Consider the following 22,005-nt stretch of genomic DNA (forward strand, 5'->3'; position numbering starts at 1 on the left):
GCAAAAGGATGACGAGATGAACGCCAGAATGCTTGTCCTGTTGTTGCTGCCGCTTGCCGGTTGCTCCAGCAATACCGATACCCGTTCGATGCCGGTGCAGATCCTCACGGCCCCGCCGGCCAACGCCCAGGCCACCGACATGCCCAAGGTCGAACAGACCCTGCGGCCCCAGGACGTGCTGGACGTGATTTTTCACATCAGCACCACCGGCTCCCAAGCCTATCGTGTGCAGGCCGGTGACCAGGTTGCCCTGAATTTCACCGCCGCCAGCCAGCTCAACGGCACGCAACAGGTGATGCCCGACGGCAGTATCGAACTGCCAGGGGCCAACACCTCGGTAAAAATCGCCGGCCTGACTACCGACGAAGCCCGCCTGGCGGTGCAGCGCGCCTATGACCAGAAAATGCTGTTCCAGCCCAATCGCAACCAATTGACGGTGCTGGTGACCAGCCCACTGTCCAGCGAGACCAACCTGCGCAACACCTTGACCCACCCGGGCACCGGCATGAGCCGGGAAATCACGGTGGGCAGGGATGGTTACGCCAGCTTCCCGGAAATCGGCTCCGTGCCGCTGCAAGGCATGACCGTCAACCAGCTGGAAACTTTCCTCAACGAGCGCTACGCCCAGTTGCCAGGCCACATGACCGTCGATGTGCTGCTCAAGTCCACCGCTGGCAACGAGATCTACGTCCTCGGTGAAGTGGCCCAGCCCGGCTCCTATCCGATCCGCCGGCCTATCTCGGTCCTCGAAGCCCTGACCCTGGCCCGCGGCACGAACGTCAAGGCCCGGCTCGACTCGGTGGTGATCATGCGGCGCACCGGCAACCAGGTCGAAGCCCGCCACTACGACGTGGAAAAAGCCCTGAGCGGTGACGCCTCGCAGATCGCCTACCTGCAACCGGAAGACATGCTTTTCGTACCCAAGACCAAGCTTGCCAGTGCTGGCGAACTGGCCAGGCAACTGGCCGACGTGGTGCTGTTCCAGGGCGTGGGGTTCAGCTTCGGCTACCGCGTCGACAACAAAGGCAGCGACAACTGAAACTCAGGTGACCGATCATGAACCCCAAGGAAAATTATCTGCATGAGTTTTTCAGGATCTTCTTCGCCAACAAGCAGTGGGTGAAGCGCGTCTTCCTGATTTTCGCCGTGATCGCCCTGGTGCTGCCGTTGATGCTCAAGCAGAGCTTCGATATCACCGCCCAGGTGATCGTGCAGTCGAAAAAACTCTCCCAGGGCGACGCCACCACGTCGCTGAACCAGGAAAATGCCACCTTCATCCCGCCGTCCCTGGCGGACATGGAAACCGAGAGCAATATCCTGCGCTCGCCGGCGTTGATCCGGCAGACCATCAGCACCCTGCGCGACCAGGGCGAATACACCCCAAGCCCAGGCATTCTCAACAAGTGGGTGAGCGAACCGCTCAAGCGCTACATCACCCAGCCCCTGCGCGAGTACGTCATCAACCCGCTGCGCGATAGCCTGGGACTAGAGGTCGACCCGGTGCGGGACACGATGCTCGATACACTGACCGACAAGGCCATCGAAAACCTGAAGATCGAGACCCTGCCCGGCTCCAACGTCATTTCCATCGTCTACAGTTTCGGCGACCCGGCCCAGGGCACCCGGTTCGTGGCGCAACTGCTGCAGAACTACCTCACCAGCCGCCAGGACCTGCAATCGATCGAACTGCCGCAAACCTTCTACGAGCAAAAGAGAGCCCAATACCAGACCCGTCTCGACGGCCTGGAAGGCACCCGGCTGGGGCTGCTGGAAAACGTCGGTTCGTCCGATCCCAAGGAAGAAATCACCTTCCGCCTGAACGCCATCAACACCGAAGAACAGGCCCTGAACCTGTACCAGGATCGCCTGCTGCAAAGCCAACGCTGGCTCGACTACCTCAAGACCAGTCTCGCGGCGGCGAACAGCTCGCGGTTCAACGACTACACCTTCCCGTTCACCTTCACCACCACCGTGGACAACATTGCCTTCGAAGACCGGGAAATCAGGCAACTGGGCGAGCAACTGACCAGCCAGGTCAGCCGCTACATGAATGACCTGGCGATCTTCCAGCCCGGCAGCGAACCGATGCTGCTGGCCCGGGAACAGATCGTCCGTACGCGCCAGCAGTTCCTGAAGGTGGTGAACAACCGGATCCAGGAACGCACCACCGACCTGGCCGTCGTCAGCTCGGTGATCAACCAGAAAGCCCAGCGCATCGCCACGTTCAAGGAACGCATCCATCAATTGCAGGAAACCCAGAGCAAGCTGCGGCAGATGGACACCGAGATCAACGCCCTGCACGCGGCGTTCTCCACCTATGCCCAGCGGTTCGCCGAAGCCAGCACCGCGCGTTCGCTGGACAACGACCTGTCCAACGCCCGGGTCCTGAGCCCGCCGTTCGAACCCACCGCCGCGGCCTTTCCCAAGCCGATGCTGATCATTGTCTTCGGCATGTTCAGCGGCCTGCTGCTGGCGATTGCCCTGGTCTATGTGCGTGAGTTCTTCGACCATCGCTTCAAGCATCCAGCGCAAATCACCCAGCAACTGGATGTGCCGGTACTGCTGGTGATCAACGAGCAGTCCCCCGAGCAGGTCAACCCGCACCGCAACTGGAGCCTGCCCAGCCTTGTCCATTGGGTGCGAAATTGAACGCGCCGTTCGGCCCGAGCCACCACAGCAGCCCCCTGTCGATCATTCATCTGCTCGACAGCGGCGGCTTCTATGGGGCCGAGCGGATGCTGCTCGATCATTGCCTGGCAACGCCCGGACAGCACCAGGTGCTGTTCCTGGCGGCGCCGCCGACCTTGATCACGCGTTTTCGCCAGGCCGGGGTCGATTGCCGTCATTGCGCCAGTTGGGCCGAGCTGTTGCAGCACCTGCGCCAGCGCCGGGACGAACGACCGCTGATCAACACCCACAACTTCAAAGGGCTGTTGTTCGGCTGGTCCGCCGCCACGCTGCTGGGCCTGCCGCTGGTGATCACCCAGCATGGTTTCACGCCGCGGAGCCCCAAGCAGCGCTTCTATACCTGGCTGAGCCTGCAACTGTGCCGCACCGCCTCGGTCAAGCGGGTCGTCTGCGTGGCCGAGAGCATTGCCACGCTGCATCGCCGGGCCAGCGTGCGAGCGGAAAAACTCGATGTGATTCCCAACGGCCTGCCAGCGGCCAGCACGCCGTTGGCCCACCGCGCTGACAAGCAACGCTGGCGGGTCGGCTACGTCGGCCGCTTGAGCAGCGAGAAAGGCCCGGACCTGTTCCTCGACGCCATGATCCCGTTGTGCCAGAAGCATGCATCGCTGCACGCGGTGATGCTCGGCGACGGCCCTGAACGCCAGGCGCTGCTCAAGCGCATCAACGATGCCGGGTTGCCCACGCGCATCGAATTGCCGGGCTACCAGACCGACATGAACGCCTGGTGGAGCCGCCTCGACGCCCTGGTGATCAGCTCACGCACCGAAGGCACCCCGATGATTCTGCTCGAAGCCATGCAGGCCGGCGTGCCGGTGGTGGCGTTCGGCGTCGGCGGCATTCCCGACGTGCTGCAGGACCGTCACAACGGCCTGCTTGCAGCACCGGCCGACAGCGCGGAACTGGCGGCGCAGATCGAAACGCTGTTCAGCGAACCGCCCCTGGCGCGGATCCTGGCCGACAACGCACGCCGCACCCAACAGGACCGCTACGACTTGCGCACGCTGGCCGAACGCTGGTCGCAGCTTTACATCCGCACGGCACGGGAGGCTCGCTCATGATTGTCCCACTCTCGATCGTCAGCCTGCTGGGCCTGGTCTGCCTGGCGCTGCTGGCCAGCCCCTATCCGTTCCTGGCGCCGGGCGCAGTGCTCGGCCTGGTCGGCGTCGCCGTGCTGTACCGCAAGCCCGGTTGGGGTTTGCTGGGCATTGCCGCACTGGTGCCGTTCGAAGGCCTGTTCAAGGACAACGCCTTTTCCGGCAGCAAGTTCTTTGGCCTGGCGCTGATCATGATCCTGATGTTGCAACTGGCGGTGCACCAGATTCCCGGGACACGCCTGCGCAGCAATATCTGGCGGCCGCTGATCGGCTTCATGGTGCTCTATGGCCTGAGCCTGCTGTTGTCGGAAAACATGGGCCTGTCCACAACCCATTTTCGCGAACTGGCGGTTGGGCTGATCCTGTTCGTGATCACCTTGCTGATCGGTCGTGAATTGAACCTGGACATGTTCTGTCGCCTGGTGACCTTGAGCGTCACCACCACCTGCGTGCTGGCGATGTTCTCGGCCAAGTACCAGGATCAGGGCCGCGCCTCCGGCCTGCTGGAAGACCCGAACACCTTCGCCCTGCTGATCGCCTTCACCGTGCCGCTGGCGTTGCTGCTGGTAGTGCGTGGCCCGAGCTTGCTGCACCGGTTGTTCTGGGGCGGCTGTTTCATCCTGCTGCTGGGCGGCATGACCAAGACCGAATCGCGCTCGGGGCTGGTGGTGTTGATGCTCAGCCTGATGATCGGGCTGTATCACTATCGCGCGCAGTTGCCGCGCATCCGTCCACGGCACTTGGGCTTCGCCATGCTTGGGCTGGCATTGCTGATTCCCCTGGCAATCGCGGTGATGCCGGCCGGCTACGTGGCACGCATCCAGTCGTTGAGCATCCTCAGTGCCGGCGCCAGCGCCCACCAGGACGAATCCCTGGGCCGCCGCGCCTCGTACATCGTCGTCGGCAGCCAGATGATCCGCGAGAACCCGATACTCGGCTCAGGCCCCGGGACCTTTCCCCTGCACTACGCGCCTACCGGCTATGCCAAGGCGTTCTCGGCCAACCGCAAGCTGGGGGACCTGTATCGCCGGGCCCATAACACCTACCTGGAAATCTTCAGCGAAATCGGCATCCCGGGCGGGCTGATGTTCGTCGCCATGATCGGTCTTGGCCTGTACAACCTGCTGCGCGCGCGCCAGCTCTGGCTGCAACGCCGGGACTGGGCGCAGGCGGACCTGCTGACGCACCTGGGCATGAGTTTTCTCTCGCTGGCGTTGTTCCTGATGTTCCTCAGTGCGCCGAACCACAAATTGCTGTGGATCATGCTCGCCCTCACCAGTGTGTTGCGCTACGACGCCGAGCAGGCCGCGCCACAGGAGGCTCGTCCATGAGCTGCGTCAGCATTGTGATCCCGATGTACAACGAGGCCCGGCACATCGGCCGTACGCTGCAAGCGGCGCAACAAGCCGCCCGCCAGGCAGGCCTGGCCTGTGAATTGATCGTGGTGGACAACGGCTCCGACGACCACGGCCCGCGCATCGCCAACGAGCTGGGGGCACGGGTGTTGATCGTGCCAGGCGTGCACATCGGCGCCCTGCGCAACCGCGGTGCGGCCGCCGCCCGGGGTGACTGGCTGGCGTTCATCGACGCCGACATCGAAATGCCGGCCGACTGGCTCAAGCTGTTGCTGGAACTCGAAGGCCAACAGGGCGACGTACTCGGCCTGGACCTCGATACGCCCCGGCAGGCGCCGTGGTTCGCCGAAGCCTGGCAGCGCCGCAGCCAGCGCCCGGGGTCACGTCTCCTGCATCGGGTGCAGTGGCTGCCCAGTGCCAATCTGTTGATGCGTCGCAGCTGGTTCGAACGGGTCGGCGGCTTCGACGAAACCCTGCGCACCGGCGAAGACAAGGACTTCTCCTTGCGCCTGCGCCAGGCCGACGCGCACTTGCTGCTGGTCAACGAAAGCGTTGCCCTGCACTGGGGCTACGAAGGCAGTTGGCGCGAGTGGATGAGCAAGGAATTGTGGCGCCAGGGCAGTCATCTGCAATTGCTCCGCAGCCATGGCCCGAGCCTGCGCCTGCTGCGCTTTCCGGCGCTGTCCGTTGGCGCCTGGGGCTTGGACCTGCTGGCAGTGTTGGCGTTGCTCCAGGGGCAATTGCACCTGGCGCTGACGCTATTGCTGGTCACCGCCCTGCCGCCCTTGTTCCTGAGCCTTCGCCAGAGCCGACGCGACCCGCGCCTGACTTTGCAATTGTGGGCCTTGCACTGGGTGCGCCTGCACCTGACCGGTGCCGCACTGCTGCTCAACCTGTGTCATTGGAATGCCAGGAGACCTGCCCGTGGCTGAATTCATTTACTGGTCGTGCCTGTTGCTGCCGGTGTACGCCTACCTCGGTTACCCCTTGATGCTGAGCCTGCTGGCGCCGCTGTTTCCGCGGCGCCGCTACGGCAAGGCGTTTCCGATGGACGTGAGCATCGTCATTGCCGCCCACAACGAGGCGCGGCACATCGAGGAAAAGTTGCGCTGCTTGCTGGCCCAGGATTATCGGGCCCATTCACTGCAAATCATCCTCGCCAGCGACGGCTCCACCGACGACACGGTGGCCTGCGCACGCAAGGTGATCGACCCGCGCATCACCGTGCTCGACCTGCCGCGCCAGGGCAAGGCCGCCGCCCTCAATACCGGTGTCGCCCACAGCAGCGGCGAAATCCTGGTATTTACCGACGCCGACAACCAATGGGCCGCCGATACCCTCGGCCATCTGCTGGCGCCCCTGGGCGATCCGGAAGTCGGCGCCTGTGCCGGGCACATGGAAATCCCGGTGCCGGGCAAGGGCCTGAGCCTGGGCGACAGCCTGTATCGCCATTACGAAGGCTGGTTGCGTCGGGTGGAGAGCCGCACCGGTTGCATGGTCTCGGCCGACGGCGCGCTGTTGGCCCTGCGCCGGGAGCTGTTCCAACCTATTCCGGCCCAGGTCAACGATGACTTTTTCCTCAGCACCTGCGCGCCGGTCGCCGGCAAGTCCATCGTCTATGCACCCATGGCCCGGGTGACCGACCAGGGCGTGGACGAAGCCGACAAACAGTTCCGCCGGCGCCAGCGGGTCACCGTCGGCGGGTTGCAGAGCCTGGCTCAGCGTCGGGAATTGCTCAACCCACTGCGTCATGGGCTCTATGCCATCGGGTTGATCAGCCACAAGTTGATCCGCCGCCTGGCGCCGGTGTTGCTGCTGCCGCTCTTGCTGAGCAATGCCTGGCTGTGGAACGACCATCCGTTCTATCGCCTGAGCCTGCTGGCGCAATTGCTCGGTTACGCCATGGCGTTGATCGGGTTGATGGATGCGCGCCACCGCTTGCCCCGGCCCTTTCGCCTGGCCGCATTCGTGCTGGTGACGCTGGCGGGCATGAGCATCGGGCTCTGGCAGTTCCTGCGGGGCCAGCGCTACAGCCAGTGGAACCCCGAGCAGAACCGCTAAGGAGGACGGCCCATGTCAATCAAACAAGTGTTCAAGCGCACCGGCGGCTGGCTGTACCTGAACACGTCCCTGGGCCGCCACCCACTGCGTGGCGCCGGGGTGATCCTGATGCTCCATCGTGTGCTGAACAACGACCGCGCCGCCGAATTGCCCCACCGCAACGAGCTGTGCGTGGGGCCCGAAGCGTTTGAACATTTGCTGATCTGGCTGCAACGGTATTTCGAGTGCGTGCCGCTGATGACCTTGTTGCTGGCCGATCCTGAAAGCGTTCCCAACCGTCCGCGGGTGGCCCTGACCTTCGACGACGGCTGGCGCGACAACGCCATGAACGCCTTTCCATTGCTGCGCCAATACCAGGTGCCGGCAAGTATTTTCCTCTCCACCGATTTCATCGGCAGCCGCCAGCACTTCTGGTGGGAAAGCATCGGCGAAACCCTCTGGGGCAGCCATGGCCAAGTGGCACGGCGCTCATTGATCGAGCACTTGCAGCATGTCGGTCGACCGTTGCCGGTGCTGCTCGATGACGTCGACGACGAGCGCCGCAGCCTGGCGCTGCTGCATTACCTGCAAAGCCTCAAGACGCTCGATCCACTCATGCTGAGCGAGCTCACCGACGCCTGCCCCCAGGGTTCCCAGCCCCAGGCCCTGGACTGGCCCCAGGTGCGCATGCTCGAAGATTCCGGGCTGATTCGCTTCGGCCCTCATGGTGCCAGCCACGCGATCCTGACCGGGCTGGATGACCAGCGCCTGCATGAAGAGCTGACGCGCAGCTGGATCGCCCTGGAAAACGGCTGCGCGCAACCCTTGCCGGTGTATTGCTACCCCAACGGCGATAACGATGAGCGCGTGCGCCAACAGGTCGCGGCCCACGGTTTTGCCTTCGCCCTCGGCACCGAGGCGGGGCTGTATCGCAACGACGGCGACCCCTTGAACGTGCCACGTTTCGGCGTCAGCCAACACAATGCCCATCACCCTGAATTACTGGCCTGGCGCATTCGCCGAGGGGCACGCCCATGAGCCGCGCACATTACCTCAAGCATTTGGCACTGAGCATGGGCACGCGCCTGGCGATGATCGGCCTGCGCCTGCTGCGCAATGTGCTGCTGGCACGGATTCTCGGGCCCAGCGAACGTGGGCTGTTCGCCTTGCTCAGCACCCTGCCGGACCTGATCAGCGCCGCCACCAGCGGTGGCTTGAATAGCGCCGTGGGTTATCAGGCGGCGCAGCAGCGTTCGATGGGGCTGTTACTCAGCCAGGTGCTGGTCTTCGGCTGCCTGTTGGCCGGTTTGCTGACCTTATTGGTGGTGGCACTGGTGCGCGAGTTCGGCGGCGAACTGGACATCACCACGCAATTGGGGTTGCTCGCCTGGCTGCTGTTGCTGGCGGTGCCGTTGACCGTGCTCAAGAGCGGTCTGCTGACGCTGCACAATGCTTGCGGCGGCGTCGGTGCCTTCAACGCCTTGCGCCTGATGGAGTCCCTGGCGCCCCTGCTGCTGTTCGTTGCGCTGTTCTGGATGTGGAAAGACACGGCGCTGGAAGCGGCACTGATCAGTTGGCTGGCGGGCCTGAGCCTGGTGGTGCTGGCCGGTTGGGTGTGGTTGCGCCGCGATCATGTGGTCACCCTGCGCTGGGATCGCACCGGTCAGAACGAACTGTTGCGCTACGGCGCCCGCAGCCACCCGGACCTGCTGTTCCAGCAAGTACTGCTGCGCTCGGACTTCCTGTTCATCGGCGCCCTGCTGGGCAGCACGGCCCTGGGTCACTACGCCATGGCCAGCGCCGCCGCCGAACTGCTGCTGATCGTGCCCGAAGCCGTCACCACGCCGCTGATGAAACGCTTGTTGCAACAGGACAGCGACATGCGGCGCCTGACGCCCCTGGCCCTGCGCCTGACCGCCACGGTGATGCTCGGTGCCTGCCTGAGCATGGCGCTGATCGGCCAATGGCTGATCGTCACCTTGTTTGGCGCCGCCTACCAGCCGGCTTATCCGGCCTTGCTGGCGCTGCTGCCGGGGCTGTTCGGGCTGTGCTACGCGAGCATCCTGCGCCTGGATCTGCTGGGCAAGAACCGCCCTGGTACGGTTTCTCTGATGATGGGCGGCGGCGCACTGCTGAACCTGGCACTGAACCTGTTCCTGATTCCCCGCTACGGCATCGTCGGGGCCGCCGCCGCGTCGTCAATCGCCTACCTGGGCGTGACCGTGGCCCTGCTGGCCATGTACTGCCGCCTCAGTGGCGTGGCGCTGTGGCAGACATTGATCATCCTGCCCAGCGACCTGCTGCCGATGCGCAAAATGCTGCTTGGGAAATCGGCATGAGTGCGGTTGCCAACCAAACCGCCATCGCGAGCAAGCTCGCTCCCACAGGGCTTTTGGATTGTCCTGTGGGAGCGAGCTTGCTCGCGATGGGGCCGGTGCGGCGTTGGTGGAAATCGGGCGCTGGCCTGTGTCTTTGGAGCCTGGCCTTTTTTGCCCAGGGCGCGGCGATGCAATGGACCGGCATCCGCGACGCCAGCCTGTACCTGCAGACCGACCGCCCGGATGACGTGACCGTGCGCTGGGTGCCGGCCTGGCAGGCCGACGCCAATGCAGAGCACCTGTACCTGCTCGACGGCCAGGGGCGACTGGTGGGTAAGCGCTTGATCAAGGCCACCCAGGAACGTGGCGAGCAGCAGTGGCCTTTGCTGCCAGGGGCCGCCAGCTATCGACTGGAAATTCCCGGCTACAGTTTCCGCCGCTACAGCGTCGAGCACGATGCCCGTACCCGGGCAATGTTCGCCCCGGCCAAGGTGCATTTCAGCGCTGAAACCCATGACGGCGATGAGTTGTATTTCAAGGTCGCCCCCGGTGAACAAGCCGTGCTGGCGGGCAAGTTCCACGGCGGTGTGCGCAGCCTGCAAGCCCGGCGCGTCGCCGATGGCAAACAGGTGCAGTTGAACCTCAAGCCGTACCCGGCCTATTGGCAGTTCGATCAGGTCGCCCTGCCTGTTGCCAACGTCGAGCAAACCTGGCGCTTGCAGTTGCAGGGCAACGGCAAGGCGGCGTTCTGGCTCGATGGCACGGCGAACCTGTTCGCCCAGGCCCCTGAGCACCTGCAACCGCTGCGCCAGGATCCGGGGCACGCGCACCTGAAACTCTATGGCGACGCCTTGGGACCAACCCCGAGACTGGGCATGTCCCTGCCCTACGTCATGCCCCCACCCTCGGCCTATCCGGTCATCGATGCCCTCAAGCCCCAGGCCGCCACTTATTACAGTTTTGTCGACGTCACCGCTGCCAAGGTGGACCATGAAGATGGATTCCGGCGCCTGTACCAGGACCGCTTCGGCATCACCCGGGACATCACCCTGCTGGCCGGTAGCGCACGCAAAGCCGACTTGCGAGCCGACCGCATCAGCAACAGCGGCTTGCAGGCCTGGCTCACGTCGACCCGCGCCTTGGGCGGCAAAGGCATTCATTACCTCAGTTTCGCCGATGAGCCGAACCTCAACTACCCGGATTTCGCCAGCTTCCAGCAGGTGTTCGAGAGTATGGCCGGCCAAGTCCGTGCCAACCCCGACAACGCCCGCGCCGGGGTGCGCATTGCCATACCGGCCAGCTCCCGGTTCACCAATGGTCCCTTGGCGGAAAACGCCGCGGACAAGCGCGGCATCGACTGGGCGCGACGCTTGCTGGCCGAATCCAGTGACCAGATCGACGCCCTGGCCTGGCATGAATGGATGGTCCGCGACCTGCTGACGACCCGGGTCTATCGCAACAGCGTGCGCCGCGCCGCCAGCCTGGTGGGCCTGGACAGCAACGGTCGGCCACGCAAGGCCTTGCTGCTGGACCAGACCAACATGTCCAGCGGTTCGAGCCTGAGCCCCTACGACCAGGAAACCCATTACGCGGCCCTGTGGTGGACGTCCGTTGTGATCAACGCCTCGGCGGACGGCCTGCTGGACATGCTCAACTGGTTCCAGTCCGCCGACGAACCGGAGTACCCAAAAGGCATGGTTCGAGTGCTGGACAACCAACGTTTCGAACTCAAGCCAGTGGGCCTGGCCCAGCAGTTCATCCAACGACATTGGCTCGACCAAGTGCTGCGCCTGGATAACGACGCCTTCGAAGTCGACGTGCTGGCCATGGCCACCCACGCAAGGCGCAGCCTGTTGGGCGTGAACAAAAGCACGCGCCCGCAACAGGTCAGCCTGGACGGCGCGCCCTGCCCCCAGGCCAAAGCCGAGCTGGTGTATTTCGGCCCCGACAACCATAGCCGCAGCGCCCCGTTCAACTGCGAGGCCGGGCAGATCCGCTTTCTCCTGCCAGGGGAAACCCTGTTTGCCCTGAGCTGGACCGCACCCTCTTCCCCCCAACCCGCCACCCGTCAGGAGGCACCATGAACGCTCTGCAGAAATTGCGTGATCGCATCCAGAAAAAAGGCCTGCGCGCCGTCCTCAAACAGCTGTTGCGACGCTACGTGTTTTTCCACTCCCGGCTGGTGTGGCTGGAGCACGACGTGATGGCCCCGCTCCCCCCGCATAACCTCAAACCCTACCCACCGACGCGCTCGGAGTTCATCACGGTCAACAATGCCGACGCTTTTGCCCGGTATTTCGGCGACCGCGTCGAAACCATGCGCGAGCTGGCAGCCGAAGGCTATACAGGCTTGATGTACCTGGATGATCGGGGCGACACCGTGGGGTTCGCCTGGGCCAGTACGCGAGACTATTTCGACCGTCACTTCTATCGCTGCAACTTCCCGATCAACCCCGGCGAGTACTTTCAGTTCGGCGGCGAAATGACCCGCGCCTACTGGGGGTCCAGGATGTCGGCGGACTTGCAACAAGAGTTGTGGAAAATCATGGCAGGAAAGGGCAGCAAAAAAATGGTCGATGTCTGCGACATACAGAACACCCCCGCGATCAAGATGCACCTGCGCATGGATTTTCAGGAACGCGGCAAGATCACCCACGTGTACTGCCTGTTCGGTCGCTGGCGGTTTTTCCGCGACACGTTTTACAACGGCTCGGTACTGGACGCCTTTCGTAAACCGGCCCGTCCGGTTGCATCGACTGCAGCAGCCTGATGTCCATGGCGATCCGGTTCCAATGGAGTCGCTCCCTGAGGGCCGAGGACTTTCCCATAACAGCGTATGAACAGCTGCGCGCCCAGGTGCCCGACGCTACGCCCTTCAACACCCTGGCCTGGCTGCAAGCGGCGGAATTCGCCCTGCTGCCGGACCAGCAGTTGCATGTGTTGCTGGGCTGGCAAGACCAGAAGCTATGCCTGTGCCTGCCCCTGGTATCGGGGCGTGAGCGTATCGGTGGGCTGCGGTTCCGGGTGTTGCATCACTTGGGTTATCCATTGGCCGACCGCATCGCCTTGCTCGCGCGCCTGGACGCCGAGGGCATGGGGCTGGCGCTGATGCAGATCCGCCAGCACTTGCCCCACGCGTTGCTGCAATTGAATGAGGTGGTCGAGCCGGTCGGTGAAGAAAGCGTCCTCAGTGCCTGGATGGCGCTGAGCTCCACCGGGGAGCGCCGCCTGAGTTGCCGGGTGCCGGTGCATTTGATCAGCGACAACGACCATCAGGAAATCTCTGGCGACCCACGCTACAAGTTGCGTCGGGCACGCAAGCGGATCGCTGCCTGCGGTGCCGAGATCCGTCGGGTGAAACCGGACGCCATCAGCATGGGGCAACTGTTGCGGACCCTCGCCGATGTCGAGGCGGCCAGTTGGAAAGGCGAGGAAGGCGTCGGCATCTTCGCCGACCCCAGGCGCCGGCAATGGATGAACCACGCCTTCACCGCCCTCGCCGCCCAAGGCCTGGTACGGGTGGTGACGCTGGAGCTGAACGGCGAATGCATCAGCTATCGCCTTGGCCTGCTGGACCAGGGGCGGCTGTACGACTACAACCTGGCGTTCTTGCCGCAGCATGCCGATCTGGGCAGCGGCCGGGTCTTGCTCGAGGAGTGGATTCGCTGGGGGCTGGACGAGAACTGGCGCTGGATCGATGCATCACGGGTCAGCCTGGAGAACTCCAGCCATCAATTGCATGAACGCATGACCGGACAATTGGAACACTGGCGCTGGAGCTTCTATTCCTGGCAGCCCGGTGGCTTGCTCCTGGGATTTGCCTTGCGGCTATGGAAAAGCTTGAAACCGTGGTTCGGCAAACGCCGGACCAAACCGACCGCGACGACGGCATCGTCTACCCCCAAACACCAGGAGAAAACAGATGCCGCGTCAAGTGATCGTCAACGCTGACGACTTTGGCCTCAACCTCAGTGAAAACGCGCTGATCCTGCGGGCCTTCGAGACCGGCGTGATCAGTTCGGCCACGGCCATGGCCAACATGCCGGGCTTCGAGCAGGCATGTGAAATGGCCCGGCAACCGCTGCTCGACGGCCACGTAGGCCTGCATTTCAACCTCAGCTACGGCCCGCCGTTGGGCCAGGCGATCATCTCGCGACCGGTTTTTTGCGACGCCCATGGCCAGTTCGACCTGAACCTGTCGCGTTATTGCCTGCGCCTGGGTGCAAAGGATCTGGCGGCGGTGGAAGATGAACTGCAGGCGCAATGGCAACACTGCCTGGACCACGGCCTGCGTCCCAGCCACCTCGATTCCCATCAACATGTGCACAACATCTGGCCCATCGGCGAGCTGGTGGCCCGCTTCGCCGCCAGGCAAGGCGTGCCCATGCGCCTGGCGCGCAACCTGGGGGCAAACTTGAACCTGCCCAAGCGCCTCTTCAAGACCCTGCTCAACCGGCGCATGCGCAGCCTGTGCGGTGCGACAGCGGACTACGTCTGCACCCCTGCCGACCTGAACCACGCCGCGCCACCGACACATGGCTCGCTTGAGGTCATCGTGCATCCACTGGAATTGGACGAAGACTTTGGTGATGCCAGCCTGAGGCCAGGAGAGTCGTTGACCCAAGTACTACACAAGCGCCTGGCGGGCGTGCCCAAAGTCGCGTACGGCCGGACCACGCGGGTGGTGACGCTGGTTGAGTATGGGGATGTACATTGACAGGGACGCAGGAGGTGTCTGTGGCAAGCGACCCGTTCCCGCCACACTCCGTAAAAGCTGTGCAGAAGCGATGTAGAAGCTAGCTGTGTAGGAGCTGTGTAGGAGCTGTCGAGTGCAACGAGGCTGCGATCTTTCCCCTGCCCATTGAGTCGAAAGCGAAAGATCAAGATCAAGATCAAGATCAAGATCAAGATCAAGATCAAGATCAAAAGATCGCAGGCTTCGCCAGCTCCTACAGGTCCCAGCGCGAGCGCGCTTCCCTGGCCACGGCCGTCCGAAATCCCTGCGTCACTTTCGGAGAATCTGCTACAAGGCATCTTCTGTTTTCGAGTGGCGAATTGCGTCGATGCCTTTATCTTTATTCTCTCGCCTTCGGCGGCGCTGGCTGGCCTTCGTTGTCATGAGCGCCATGGTGGTCGGCCTGCCGGTGGGCTGTGCAGTGCTGCAGCATAAGGAACGCGAGCTGGTCTTTCGTATCGAGCCGGGGACGGCAAGCTGGTTCAGTGGGCTTCCCAGCGGCGTGCAGGAATTCGATCTCAGACCCAAGCGCTTCAAGGCCGGGGAAAACATCCACGGCTGGTGGTGGCCGGCCGAACGCAAGAATGCGCCGGCCATCCTGTACTTGCACGGTGTGCGTTGGAACTTGACCGGCCAGTTGTTTCGTATCCAGCAACTGAGGGCGCTAGGCTATTCGGTGCTGGCGATCGATTACCGTGGTTTTGGCAAAAGCCATGGGGATCTGCCGTCGGAAGCCAGCGTCTATGAAGATGCACGCATCGCCTGGGAACGCCTCAAAGTACTGCAACCGGACCCTGCCCTGCGGCTGATCTACGGTCATTCTCTGGGCGGTGCCGTCGCGGTGGACCTCGCTGCGCAGTTGGGCCAGGAGGCCGCGAAGAATGGCGGTGCCCAGGTCCGAGGCCTGGTCATCGAATCCACGTTCACCTCCCTGGGCGATGTCGCCACCGCGATGGCGAATACGTCCCTGCCGGTGCGCTGGTTGTTGTCGCAGAAATTCGACTCCATCGACAAGATCGGCGAGATCAACATGCCGCTGCTGGTGGTGCACGGCGCTGCCGATCGCTACGTACCGCCGCGCTTGAGCGAGCAACTGTTCAACGCCGCCCGTGAGCCCAAGCGCCTGCTGCTGGTACCGGGGGCGACGCATAACAACAGCATGAGCCTGGCGGGCCAGAACTACCGGCAAGCGCTGGACACATTGATGAAAGACAAGCCATCGCCCATGGCCGAGCGCCCCCAGGTAAGCTCGGCCAAGGCCGGCTAACGCACAGGTCCCCGGCTGACACCCAACACCTTCATTGACTGTCACACCGCTATCGCGAGCAAGCTTGGCTCCCACAGATTTACTCCACACAGTTCTCTGGTTGCTTACAAGATCAGTGTTCACCGCCGCCCCCTGTGGGAGCCGAGCTTGCTCGCGATAGCGGTGCAAACGCACCCAATAAAAACGGCACCTTTCGGTGCCGTTCGTTTTCACGCTTGGGGCTTTACTTGCGTGCCGCCTCCCACGATTTCAACAGCTCGGTGTAGCTCACCGTTTCACCCTTAGGCTTCTCGTTCGCCAGTTTCGGCTTCGGTGCGCCCGGTTGGTCGAACCAGTATTGCGCGTCGCGCTCAGGGTTCATTTTCGGAGCGCAGGTGGCTTGGGCCTTGGAGCGCTGCAGGCGAGTCATGATTGCGTCCTGGTCCTTGGCCAACCCGTCGAGGGCCTGCTGCGGGGTCTTCTCGCCGCTGGCAGCTTCGGCGATGTGGCTCCACCACAGTTGCGCCAGGCGAGGATAGTCCGGCACGTTGGTCCCGGTCGGGGTCCATTGCACGCGGGCCGGGCTGCGGTAGAACTCCACCAGGCCACCGAGTTTCGGCGCCAGGTCGGTCAGGGCCTGGGAGTTGATGTCCGACTCACGAATCGGCGTCAGGCCGACGATGGTCTTCTTCAGCGATACGGTCTTGGACGTCACGAACTGCGCGTAAAGCCAGGCGGCGAGTTTCTGCTTCTCCGGCGTAGACTTCATGAATGTCCAGGAACCCACGTCCTGATACCCCAGCTTCATGCCCTCTTCCCAGTACGGACCGCGCGGCGACGGTGCCATGCGCCATTTCGGCGTGCCATCGGCGTTCATCACCGGCAGGCCCGGCTTGGTCATGTCGGCGGTGAAAGCGGTGTACCAGAAAATCTGCTGGGCGATGTTGCCCTGGGACGGTACCGGGCCGGATTCGGAGAAGGTCATGCCCGCCGCTTCCGGTGGTGCGTATTTCTTCATCCAGTCCACGTATTTGGTGGTGGCGAACACCGCCGCCGGCCCGTTGGTATCGCCGCCGCGGGTCACGCTGGAGCCGACCGGATGGCAATCTTCGACACGAATGCCCCACTCGTCCACCGGCAAACCGTTGGGCAGGCCCTTGTCGCCGCCGCCGGCCATGGAGAACCAGGCGTCGGTGAAGCGCCAGCCCAGGGAGGGGTCTTTCTTGCCGTAGTCCATGTGGCCGTAGACGCGCTTGCCGTCGATCTCCTTGACGTCTTCGGAGAAGAACTTGGCGATGTCTTCATAGGCCGACCAGTTCACCGGTACGCCCAGCTCGTAGCCGTATTTCTCCTTGAACTTGGCCTTGAGCTCGGGACGCTCGAACCAGTCGGCGCGGAACCAGTACAAGTTGGCGAATTGCTGGTCGGGCAGTTGATAGATCTTGCCGTCCGGCGCGGTGGTGAAGGAAATGCCGATGAAGTCCTTGAGGTCCAGGGTCGGCGAGGTGAAATCCTTGCCTTCGTTGGCCATCAGGTCAGTGATCGACTCGGTCTTGCCGTAGCGAAAGTGCGTACCGATCAGGTCCGAGTCGTTGACCCAGCCGTCATAGATGTTCTTGTCCGACTGCATCTGGGTCTGCAGCTTCTCCACCACGTCGCCTTCCTGGAGCAGGTCGTGGGTCAACTGGATCCCGGTGATTTCGGTAAAGGCCTTGGCCAGTACCTTGGACTCGTATTCGTGGGTGGCGATGGTTTCCGACACCACGTTGATTTTCATGCCGCGAAACGGCTGGGCGGCCTTGATGAACCACTTGAGTTCTTCGAGCTGCTGCTCGGCTGTCAGGGTCGACGGCTTGAATTCACTGCCGATCCATTTTTTAGCGGCGTCTTCATAGGCGTCGGCCCAGGCCGCAGCACTCAGCCCGCTGAGTGCCAGCATGGCTGCCAATGAAACGCTATGTCGCAGCTTATTGTTTTTATTGAACATAGAGACCTCCTGTTTGGGTTTAAGAGCCTGATCGTCGAACCTTCGACGGTGGCCTGTACGGTTAACTCGAGTGCACGAATTAGCCACGCAGGCCACTCAGCCCCACCGCATCACTGCCAACAGCCACACCAAGGACAACGCGAACGCTATCCAGATGCTCCAGTCGGTAGCACCGATCACCAGCATATGCAGGTAGGCGCTACCGAGAAGACCGATAAACAACCGATCGCCCCGGGTCGTGGCAATCGGCAGGAAACCGCGCCGAGGGATGCTCGGCGAACGCAGTTCCCACGTGGTCATGCCTGCCAGCAGCAAGGCAATGACCCCAAAGAATGCCGCCGTGGGGGCGGTCCAGTTCATCCATTCCATCATCGACTCCTCAGACCCGGCCCAGGGCAAAGCCCTTGGCCACGTGGTTGCGAACGAACCAGATCACCAGCATGCCCGGCAGGATGGTCAACACCCCCGCTGCTGCCAGCACACCCCAGTCGATACCGGAGGCCGACACGGTGCGGGTCATGACCGCCGCGATCGGCTTGGCGTTCACCGACGTCAACGTTCGCGCCAGCAGCAGTTCGACCCAGGAAAACATGAAGCAGAAAAACGCCGTGACACCGATGCCGGAACCAATCAACGGGATGAATATCTTCACGAAGAACTTGGGGAAACTGTAGCCGTCAATGTAGGCGGTCTCGTCAATTTCTTTCGGCACCCCGGACATGAACCCTTCGAGGATCCACACCGCCAGCGGCACGTTGAACAGGCAGTGAGCCAGGGCCACGGCGATATGGGTGTCGAACAGGCCGATGGACGAATACAGCTGGAAGAACGGCAACAGGAACACTGCCGGTGGCGCCATGCGGTTGGTCAGCAGCCAGAAGAACAGGTGCTTGTCCCCCAGGAACCGGTAGCGCGAAAACGCATAGGCCGCCGGCAACGCAACGCCCAGGGAAATCACCGTGTTCAGGCTCACGTAGTACAGCGAGTTGAGGTAACCGGTGTACCAGCTCGGGTCGGTGAAGATCACCTTGTAATTCTGGAAGGTGAAATCCTGGGGCCACAGGGTCAGGCTGCCGAGGATCTCCGTGTTGCTCTTGAACGACATGTTCAGCAGCCAGTAGATGGGCACTAGCAGGAACAGGATGTAGATCAGCAGCGGTATCAGCTTTCTCTTGCTCATCGTGCGGGCCTCAACGGTTGGCGTCGGAGTGCGTCATGGCGGTATAGAACAGCCAGGACACCAACAGAATGATCAGGAAGTACACCAGGGAAAACGCCGCCGCCGGGCCCAGGTCGAATTGGCCGATGGCCATCTGCGTCAGGGTCTGGCTGAGGAACGTGGTGGCGTTGCCCGGCCCGCCGCCAGTGAGTACGAACGGCTCGGTGTAGATCATGAAACTGTCCATGAAGCGCAGCATCACGGCGATCAGCAGCACGCTCTTCATCTTCGGCAGCTGGATGTGCCGGAACACCGCCCAGTTGGAGGCCCGGTCGATCCGCGCGGCCTGGTAGTACACGTCGGGAATCGCCCGCAGCCCCGAATAGCACAGCAGTGCCACCAATGAAGTCCAGTGCCAGACGTCCATCACCAGCACGGTGACCCAGGCGTCGCCGGTGTTGGCCGCATAGTTATAGTTGATGCCCAGGCCGTTGAGGGTCGCGCCCAGCAAGCCGATGTCGGCACGGCCGAAAATCTGCCAGATGGTGCCCACCACGTTCCACGGGATCAGCAGCGGGATCGCCAGGATGATCAACACCAGGGACGACCATTTGCCCTTGGTCGGCATGGTCAGGGCGATGGCGATGCCCAGGGGGATTTCAATCAGCAGCACGCACGCCGAGTAGATGAACTGGCGCAGCAACGAATCGTGCAACCGTGGATCGAGCAGCACCTGCTTGTACCATTCGGCGCCGACGAAGTAGCGGCTGGACTGGTCGAAGATGTCCTGCACCGAATAGTTGACCACGGTCATCATCGGGATCACGGCGCTGAACGCCACCAGCAGGAACACCGGCAACACCAGCCACCAGGCCTTGTTGTTCTGCACCTTGTTCATGGCTGCACCTCACTCGACGGTTCCAGCAAGTATTCATCGGCATAGACCATCAGCCATTGGCCCGGAAAACTGATATAGGCGGTGCCTTCGGGCACTGGCTTGTCTTCGGCCAGGCGCACTTTCAGCGGTACGCCATCGAGGTTGAGGGTCAGGATCTTGTAGGTGCCCAGGTCTTCGACGTGGACCACCTCAGCGCGCATCGCGTCGTCATAGGGGCCATCCCAGACATGCACGAATTCCGGGCGGATGCCGACCTTCAGGGTTTTGCCCTGGGCCTCGGCAACGCGTTGCTGCAGAGGCTCGGACAGGGGCAAGTGGGTCGAGCCGAAGCCGACGCCACCGGGCTGTGCCGTGACCTCGATCAGGTTCATCCCCGGGCTGCCGATGAAGTAGCCGACAAAGGTGTGGCTGGGGCGCTCGAACAAGTCCCGGGGCGTGCCGAACTGCACGATCTGGCCGCCGTACATCACGGCGATCTTGTCGGCGAACGTCGAAGCCTCCAACTGGTCGTGGGTGACGTAGACCATGGTGATGTTGAACTGCTCGTGGATCTGCTTGAGCTTGCGCCGCAGCTTCCATTTCAGGTGCGGGTCGATCACCGTCAGCGGCTCGTCGAACAGGATCGCCGACACATCGTCGCGCACCAGCCCGCGGCCCATGGAGACTTTCTGTTTTTCGTCGGCGGTGAGGTTGCGGGCCTTTTTGTCCAGCAGGTTCTGCAGGTCCAGGACCTCGGCGATTTCCTGCACCTTGGTGTGGATCCTCGCCTCGGCCATGCCCTGGTTGCGCAACGGGAACGCCAGGTTGTCGAACACGGTCATGGTGTCGTACACCACCGGGAACTGGAACACCTGGGCGATGTTGCGGCGTTCCGGGGTCAGGTCGTTGACGACCTTGCTGTCGAACATCACCTGCCCTTCGGAAGGGCTGAGCAATCCGGAAATGATATTGAGCAATGTGGATTTACCGCAGCCCGAAGGCCCGAGCAGCGCATAGGCGCCGCCCTGCTCCCAGATGTGGTTCATCTCGCGGATCGCGTAGTCCTCGGGACCTGCCGGGGTACTGGTGTAACTGTGGGCGAGGTTCTGCAAACGAATTTCAGCCATCAGGCAACCCTCGCGATACGCTGCCCTGGGGCTTGGACCAGCTTGCCCTGGGCGTCGAAGACAAACAGTTTATGGGTCGGAATGTAGATGCGGATCGGCGCGTCCACGTCGTACTCATGCACCCCAGGCAAGTGCAGCACCAGCAGGAAATGTTCGTTGCGCACGTGCAGGAACGTCTCCGAGCCACTGATCTCGGCCACCTCGACGGTCACCGCCAGTTCGAGGTCGTCGTCGTTGCTCGGCACCAGGGAAATATGGCTGGGGCGCACGCCGAAACGGAACTCACCCTCGCCCACCGGGCGCAGGTCGACGTTCAGCGGGAAGTGCACGAAATTGGCGAAGCTCACCTCATTGCCTGCGATGCGTCCGGGCATGAGGTTGATCGGTGGTTCGGAGAACAATTCGGCGGCCAGCACGGTTTGCGGCTGGTGATACACCGAGGACGATTTGCCGCTCTGGATCACCCGGCCCTCATGCAGGATCGTGGTGGTGCCGCCCAGGGCCAACGCCTCGTTGGGCTCGGTGGTGGCGTAGACGGCGATGGTGTGGCGGGCCTGGAACAGTTCGCGCATTTCCTGGCGAAGCTCTTCACGCAGCTTGTAGTCCAGGTTCACCAGCGGCTCGTCGAACAGGATCAACTCAGCATCCTTGACCAAGGCCCGGGCCATGGCGGTGCGCTGCTGCTGGCCACCGGACAACTCCAGCGGATGACGCTTGAGGAATTTTTCGATCCGCAACATTTTTGCGGTTTCCAGGACTTTGCCCTGGATGACCTCTTCGGACACACCGGCCTGGCGCAACGGCGAGGCGATGTTTTCGAAAACGGTCATGGTCGGGTAATTGATGAACTGTTGATAGACCATCGACACATTGCGCAGCCGCACCGGGCGGTGGGTGACGTCGACGCCGTTCATCAGGATGCGGCCGCTGTCGGGCTTGTCCAGACCGGCCATCAGGCGCATGAGGCTGGTCTTGCCAGACAGTGTGCGGCCCAACAGGACGTTGAACGATCCAGGTTCGAAACTCAGATTGGCATCGTCGATCCAGGTCTGGCCTTCGACGGTGCGACAGATGTGCTCAAGCGTTAATGACATGGCTCGGCCTTTTTATTATTGGAGTCAAGCGACCCGAGTTAGAAAGCGAAAGCCGTGCCAGAAACCACAAACCCTTGATCAGCTTTAAATTTCCTTTCACCCGTAGGAAAAATACGTTCGTTGATGAACACAAGTGAACAATCGAAAATGAACAATTGAACAGCAAGCGGGTTGACAATGAACAATTTTGAACAACACTGAAAGAATGTTTTCGGCTAGCCCGGCTGCGATTCTGTGGGAGCGGGCTTGCTCGCGAAGACGGTGTGTCAGCCGGCACAAATA

General features: G+C 62.4%; 19 protein-coding genes. 13 read left to right on the top strand and 6 right to left on the bottom strand.

The genetic code is table 11. The features are described from left to right. The first annotated feature begins 16 nt into the window (after window positions 1-16). From GFU70_RS18355 to GFU70_RS18415, 13 genes are all read left to right on the top strand, one after another. Window positions 17-1,039, top strand: coding sequence for a polysaccharide biosynthesis/export family protein (locus GFU70_RS18355; protein ID WP_064107002.1), 1,023 nt, complete (start codon window positions 17-19; stop codon window positions 1,037-1,039). Between the two features lie 17 nt (window positions 1,040-1,056). Beyond that, on the top strand, window positions 1,057-2,649 hold the full coding sequence (locus GFU70_RS18360; RefSeq protein ID WP_153388567.1) for a GumC family protein: 1,593 nt from the start codon (window positions 1,057-1,059) through the stop codon (window positions 2,647-2,649). Beyond that, the gene (locus GFU70_RS18365; protein WP_058544318.1) at window positions 2,646-3,749 is read left to right on the top strand and encodes a glycosyltransferase family 4 protein; all 1,104 of its coding nucleotides are present in this window, start codon (window positions 2,646-2,648) and stop codon (window positions 3,747-3,749) included. The genes GFU70_RS18360 and GFU70_RS18365 overlap by 4 nt, the downstream gene beginning before the upstream one ends. Further along, window positions 3,746-5,116, top strand: coding sequence for an O-antigen ligase family protein (locus GFU70_RS18370; RefSeq protein ID WP_058544319.1), 1,371 nt, complete (start codon window positions 3,746-3,748; stop codon window positions 5,114-5,116). Before GFU70_RS18365 ends, GFU70_RS18370 begins: the two co-directional genes overlap by 4 nt. Then, entirely contained in the window at window positions 5,113-6,072 is a 960-nt protein-coding gene (locus tag GFU70_RS18375) for a glycosyltransferase (protein ID WP_058544320.1), read from the top strand. The genes GFU70_RS18370 and GFU70_RS18375 overlap by 4 nt, the downstream gene beginning before the upstream one ends. Further along, a complete protein-coding gene (locus GFU70_RS18380) occupies window positions 6,065-7,201 on the top strand; it encodes a glycosyltransferase family 2 protein (RefSeq protein ID WP_116641713.1) in 1,137 nt (378 codons plus the stop codon). The genes GFU70_RS18375 and GFU70_RS18380 overlap by 8 nt, the downstream gene beginning before the upstream one ends. A gap of 12 nt (window positions 7,202-7,213) precedes the next feature. Continuing rightward, the gene (locus GFU70_RS18385; RefSeq protein WP_153388568.1) at window positions 7,214-8,218 is read left to right on the top strand and encodes a polysaccharide deacetylase family protein; all 1,005 of its coding nucleotides are present in this window, start codon (window positions 7,214-7,216) and stop codon (window positions 8,216-8,218) included. Beyond that, the gene (locus tag GFU70_RS18390; RefSeq protein WP_058544323.1) at window positions 8,215-9,519 is read left to right on the top strand and encodes a lipopolysaccharide biosynthesis protein; all 1,305 of its coding nucleotides are present in this window, start codon (window positions 8,215-8,217) and stop codon (window positions 9,517-9,519) included. Before GFU70_RS18385 ends, GFU70_RS18390 begins: the two co-directional genes overlap by 4 nt. Window positions 9,520-9,605: 86 nt before the next feature. After that, complete coding sequence (locus GFU70_RS18395) at window positions 9,606-11,582, top strand: hypothetical protein (protein ID WP_153389178.1); 1,977 nt, start codon at window positions 9,606-9,608, stop codon at window positions 11,580-11,582. Next, entirely contained in the window at window positions 11,579-12,268 is a 690-nt protein-coding gene (locus GFU70_RS18400; protein ID WP_153388569.1) for an N-acetyltransferase, read from the top strand. Before GFU70_RS18395 ends, GFU70_RS18400 begins: the two co-directional genes overlap by 4 nt. Window positions 12,269-12,273: 5 nt before the next feature. Further along, the gene (locus tag GFU70_RS18405; RefSeq protein ID WP_058542916.1) at window positions 12,274-13,449 is read left to right on the top strand and encodes a GNAT family N-acetyltransferase; all 1,176 of its coding nucleotides are present in this window, start codon (window positions 12,274-12,276) and stop codon (window positions 13,447-13,449) included. Then, window positions 13,421-14,215 carry a carbohydrate deacetylase gene (locus GFU70_RS18410; RefSeq protein WP_058542912.1) on the top strand — a complete coding sequence of 265 codons (795 nt, stop codon included), beginning with the start codon at window positions 13,421-13,423 and terminating at the stop codon, window positions 14,213-14,215. The genes GFU70_RS18405 and GFU70_RS18410 overlap by 29 nt, the downstream gene beginning before the upstream one ends. A gap of 346 nt (window positions 14,216-14,561) precedes the next feature. Then, on the top strand, window positions 14,562-15,500 hold the full coding sequence (locus GFU70_RS18415; protein WP_153388570.1) for an alpha/beta hydrolase: 939 nt from the start codon (window positions 14,562-14,564) through the stop codon (window positions 15,498-15,500). Between the two features lie 223 nt (window positions 15,501-15,723). On the opposite strand, the gene GFU70_RS18420 is transcribed toward GFU70_RS18415, so the two are convergent. The 6 genes from GFU70_RS18420 to GFU70_RS18445 all read right to left on the bottom strand — a co-directional run bounded on the left by GFU70_RS18420 (window position 15,724) and on the right by GFU70_RS18445 (window position 21,723). Further along, window positions 15,724-17,466 carry an extracellular solute-binding protein gene (locus GFU70_RS18420; RefSeq protein ID WP_153388571.1) on the bottom strand — a complete coding sequence of 581 codons (1,743 nt, stop codon included), beginning with the start codon at window positions 17,464-17,466 and terminating at the stop codon, window positions 15,724-15,726. Window positions 17,467-17,562: 96 nt separating this feature from the next. Beyond that, window positions 17,563-17,835 (bottom strand): DUF2160 domain-containing protein, encoded by a 273-nt coding sequence (locus GFU70_RS18425; protein ID WP_057451631.1) that lies wholly within the window; start codon window positions 17,833-17,835, stop codon window positions 17,563-17,565. Between the two features lie 10 nt (window positions 17,836-17,845). Beyond that, entirely contained in the window at window positions 17,846-18,646 is an 801-nt protein-coding gene (locus tag GFU70_RS18430; protein ID WP_058542909.1) for a carbohydrate ABC transporter permease, read from the bottom strand. Window positions 18,647-18,656: 10 nt separating this feature from the next. Then, complete coding sequence (locus GFU70_RS18435) at window positions 18,657-19,523, bottom strand: carbohydrate ABC transporter permease (protein ID WP_058542908.1); 867 nt, start codon at window positions 19,521-19,523, stop codon at window positions 18,657-18,659. Continuing rightward, window positions 19,520-20,629 carry an ABC transporter ATP-binding protein gene (locus GFU70_RS18440; protein WP_058542907.1) on the bottom strand — a complete coding sequence of 370 codons (1,110 nt, stop codon included), beginning with the start codon at window positions 20,627-20,629 and terminating at the stop codon, window positions 19,520-19,522. The genes GFU70_RS18435 and GFU70_RS18440 overlap by 4 nt, the downstream gene beginning before the upstream one ends. Next, window positions 20,629-21,723, bottom strand: coding sequence for an ABC transporter ATP-binding protein (locus GFU70_RS18445; protein ID WP_058542906.1), 1,095 nt, complete (start codon window positions 21,721-21,723; stop codon window positions 20,629-20,631). The genes GFU70_RS18440 and GFU70_RS18445 overlap by 1 nt, the downstream gene beginning before the upstream one ends. Window positions 21,724-22,005: the final 282 nt, after the last annotated feature.

It is taken from the genome of Pseudomonas brassicacearum (assembly GCF_009601685.2).
Taxonomy (GTDB): domain Bacteria; phylum Pseudomonadota; class Gammaproteobacteria; order Pseudomonadales; family Pseudomonadaceae; genus Aquipseudomonas; species Aquipseudomonas kilonensis_B.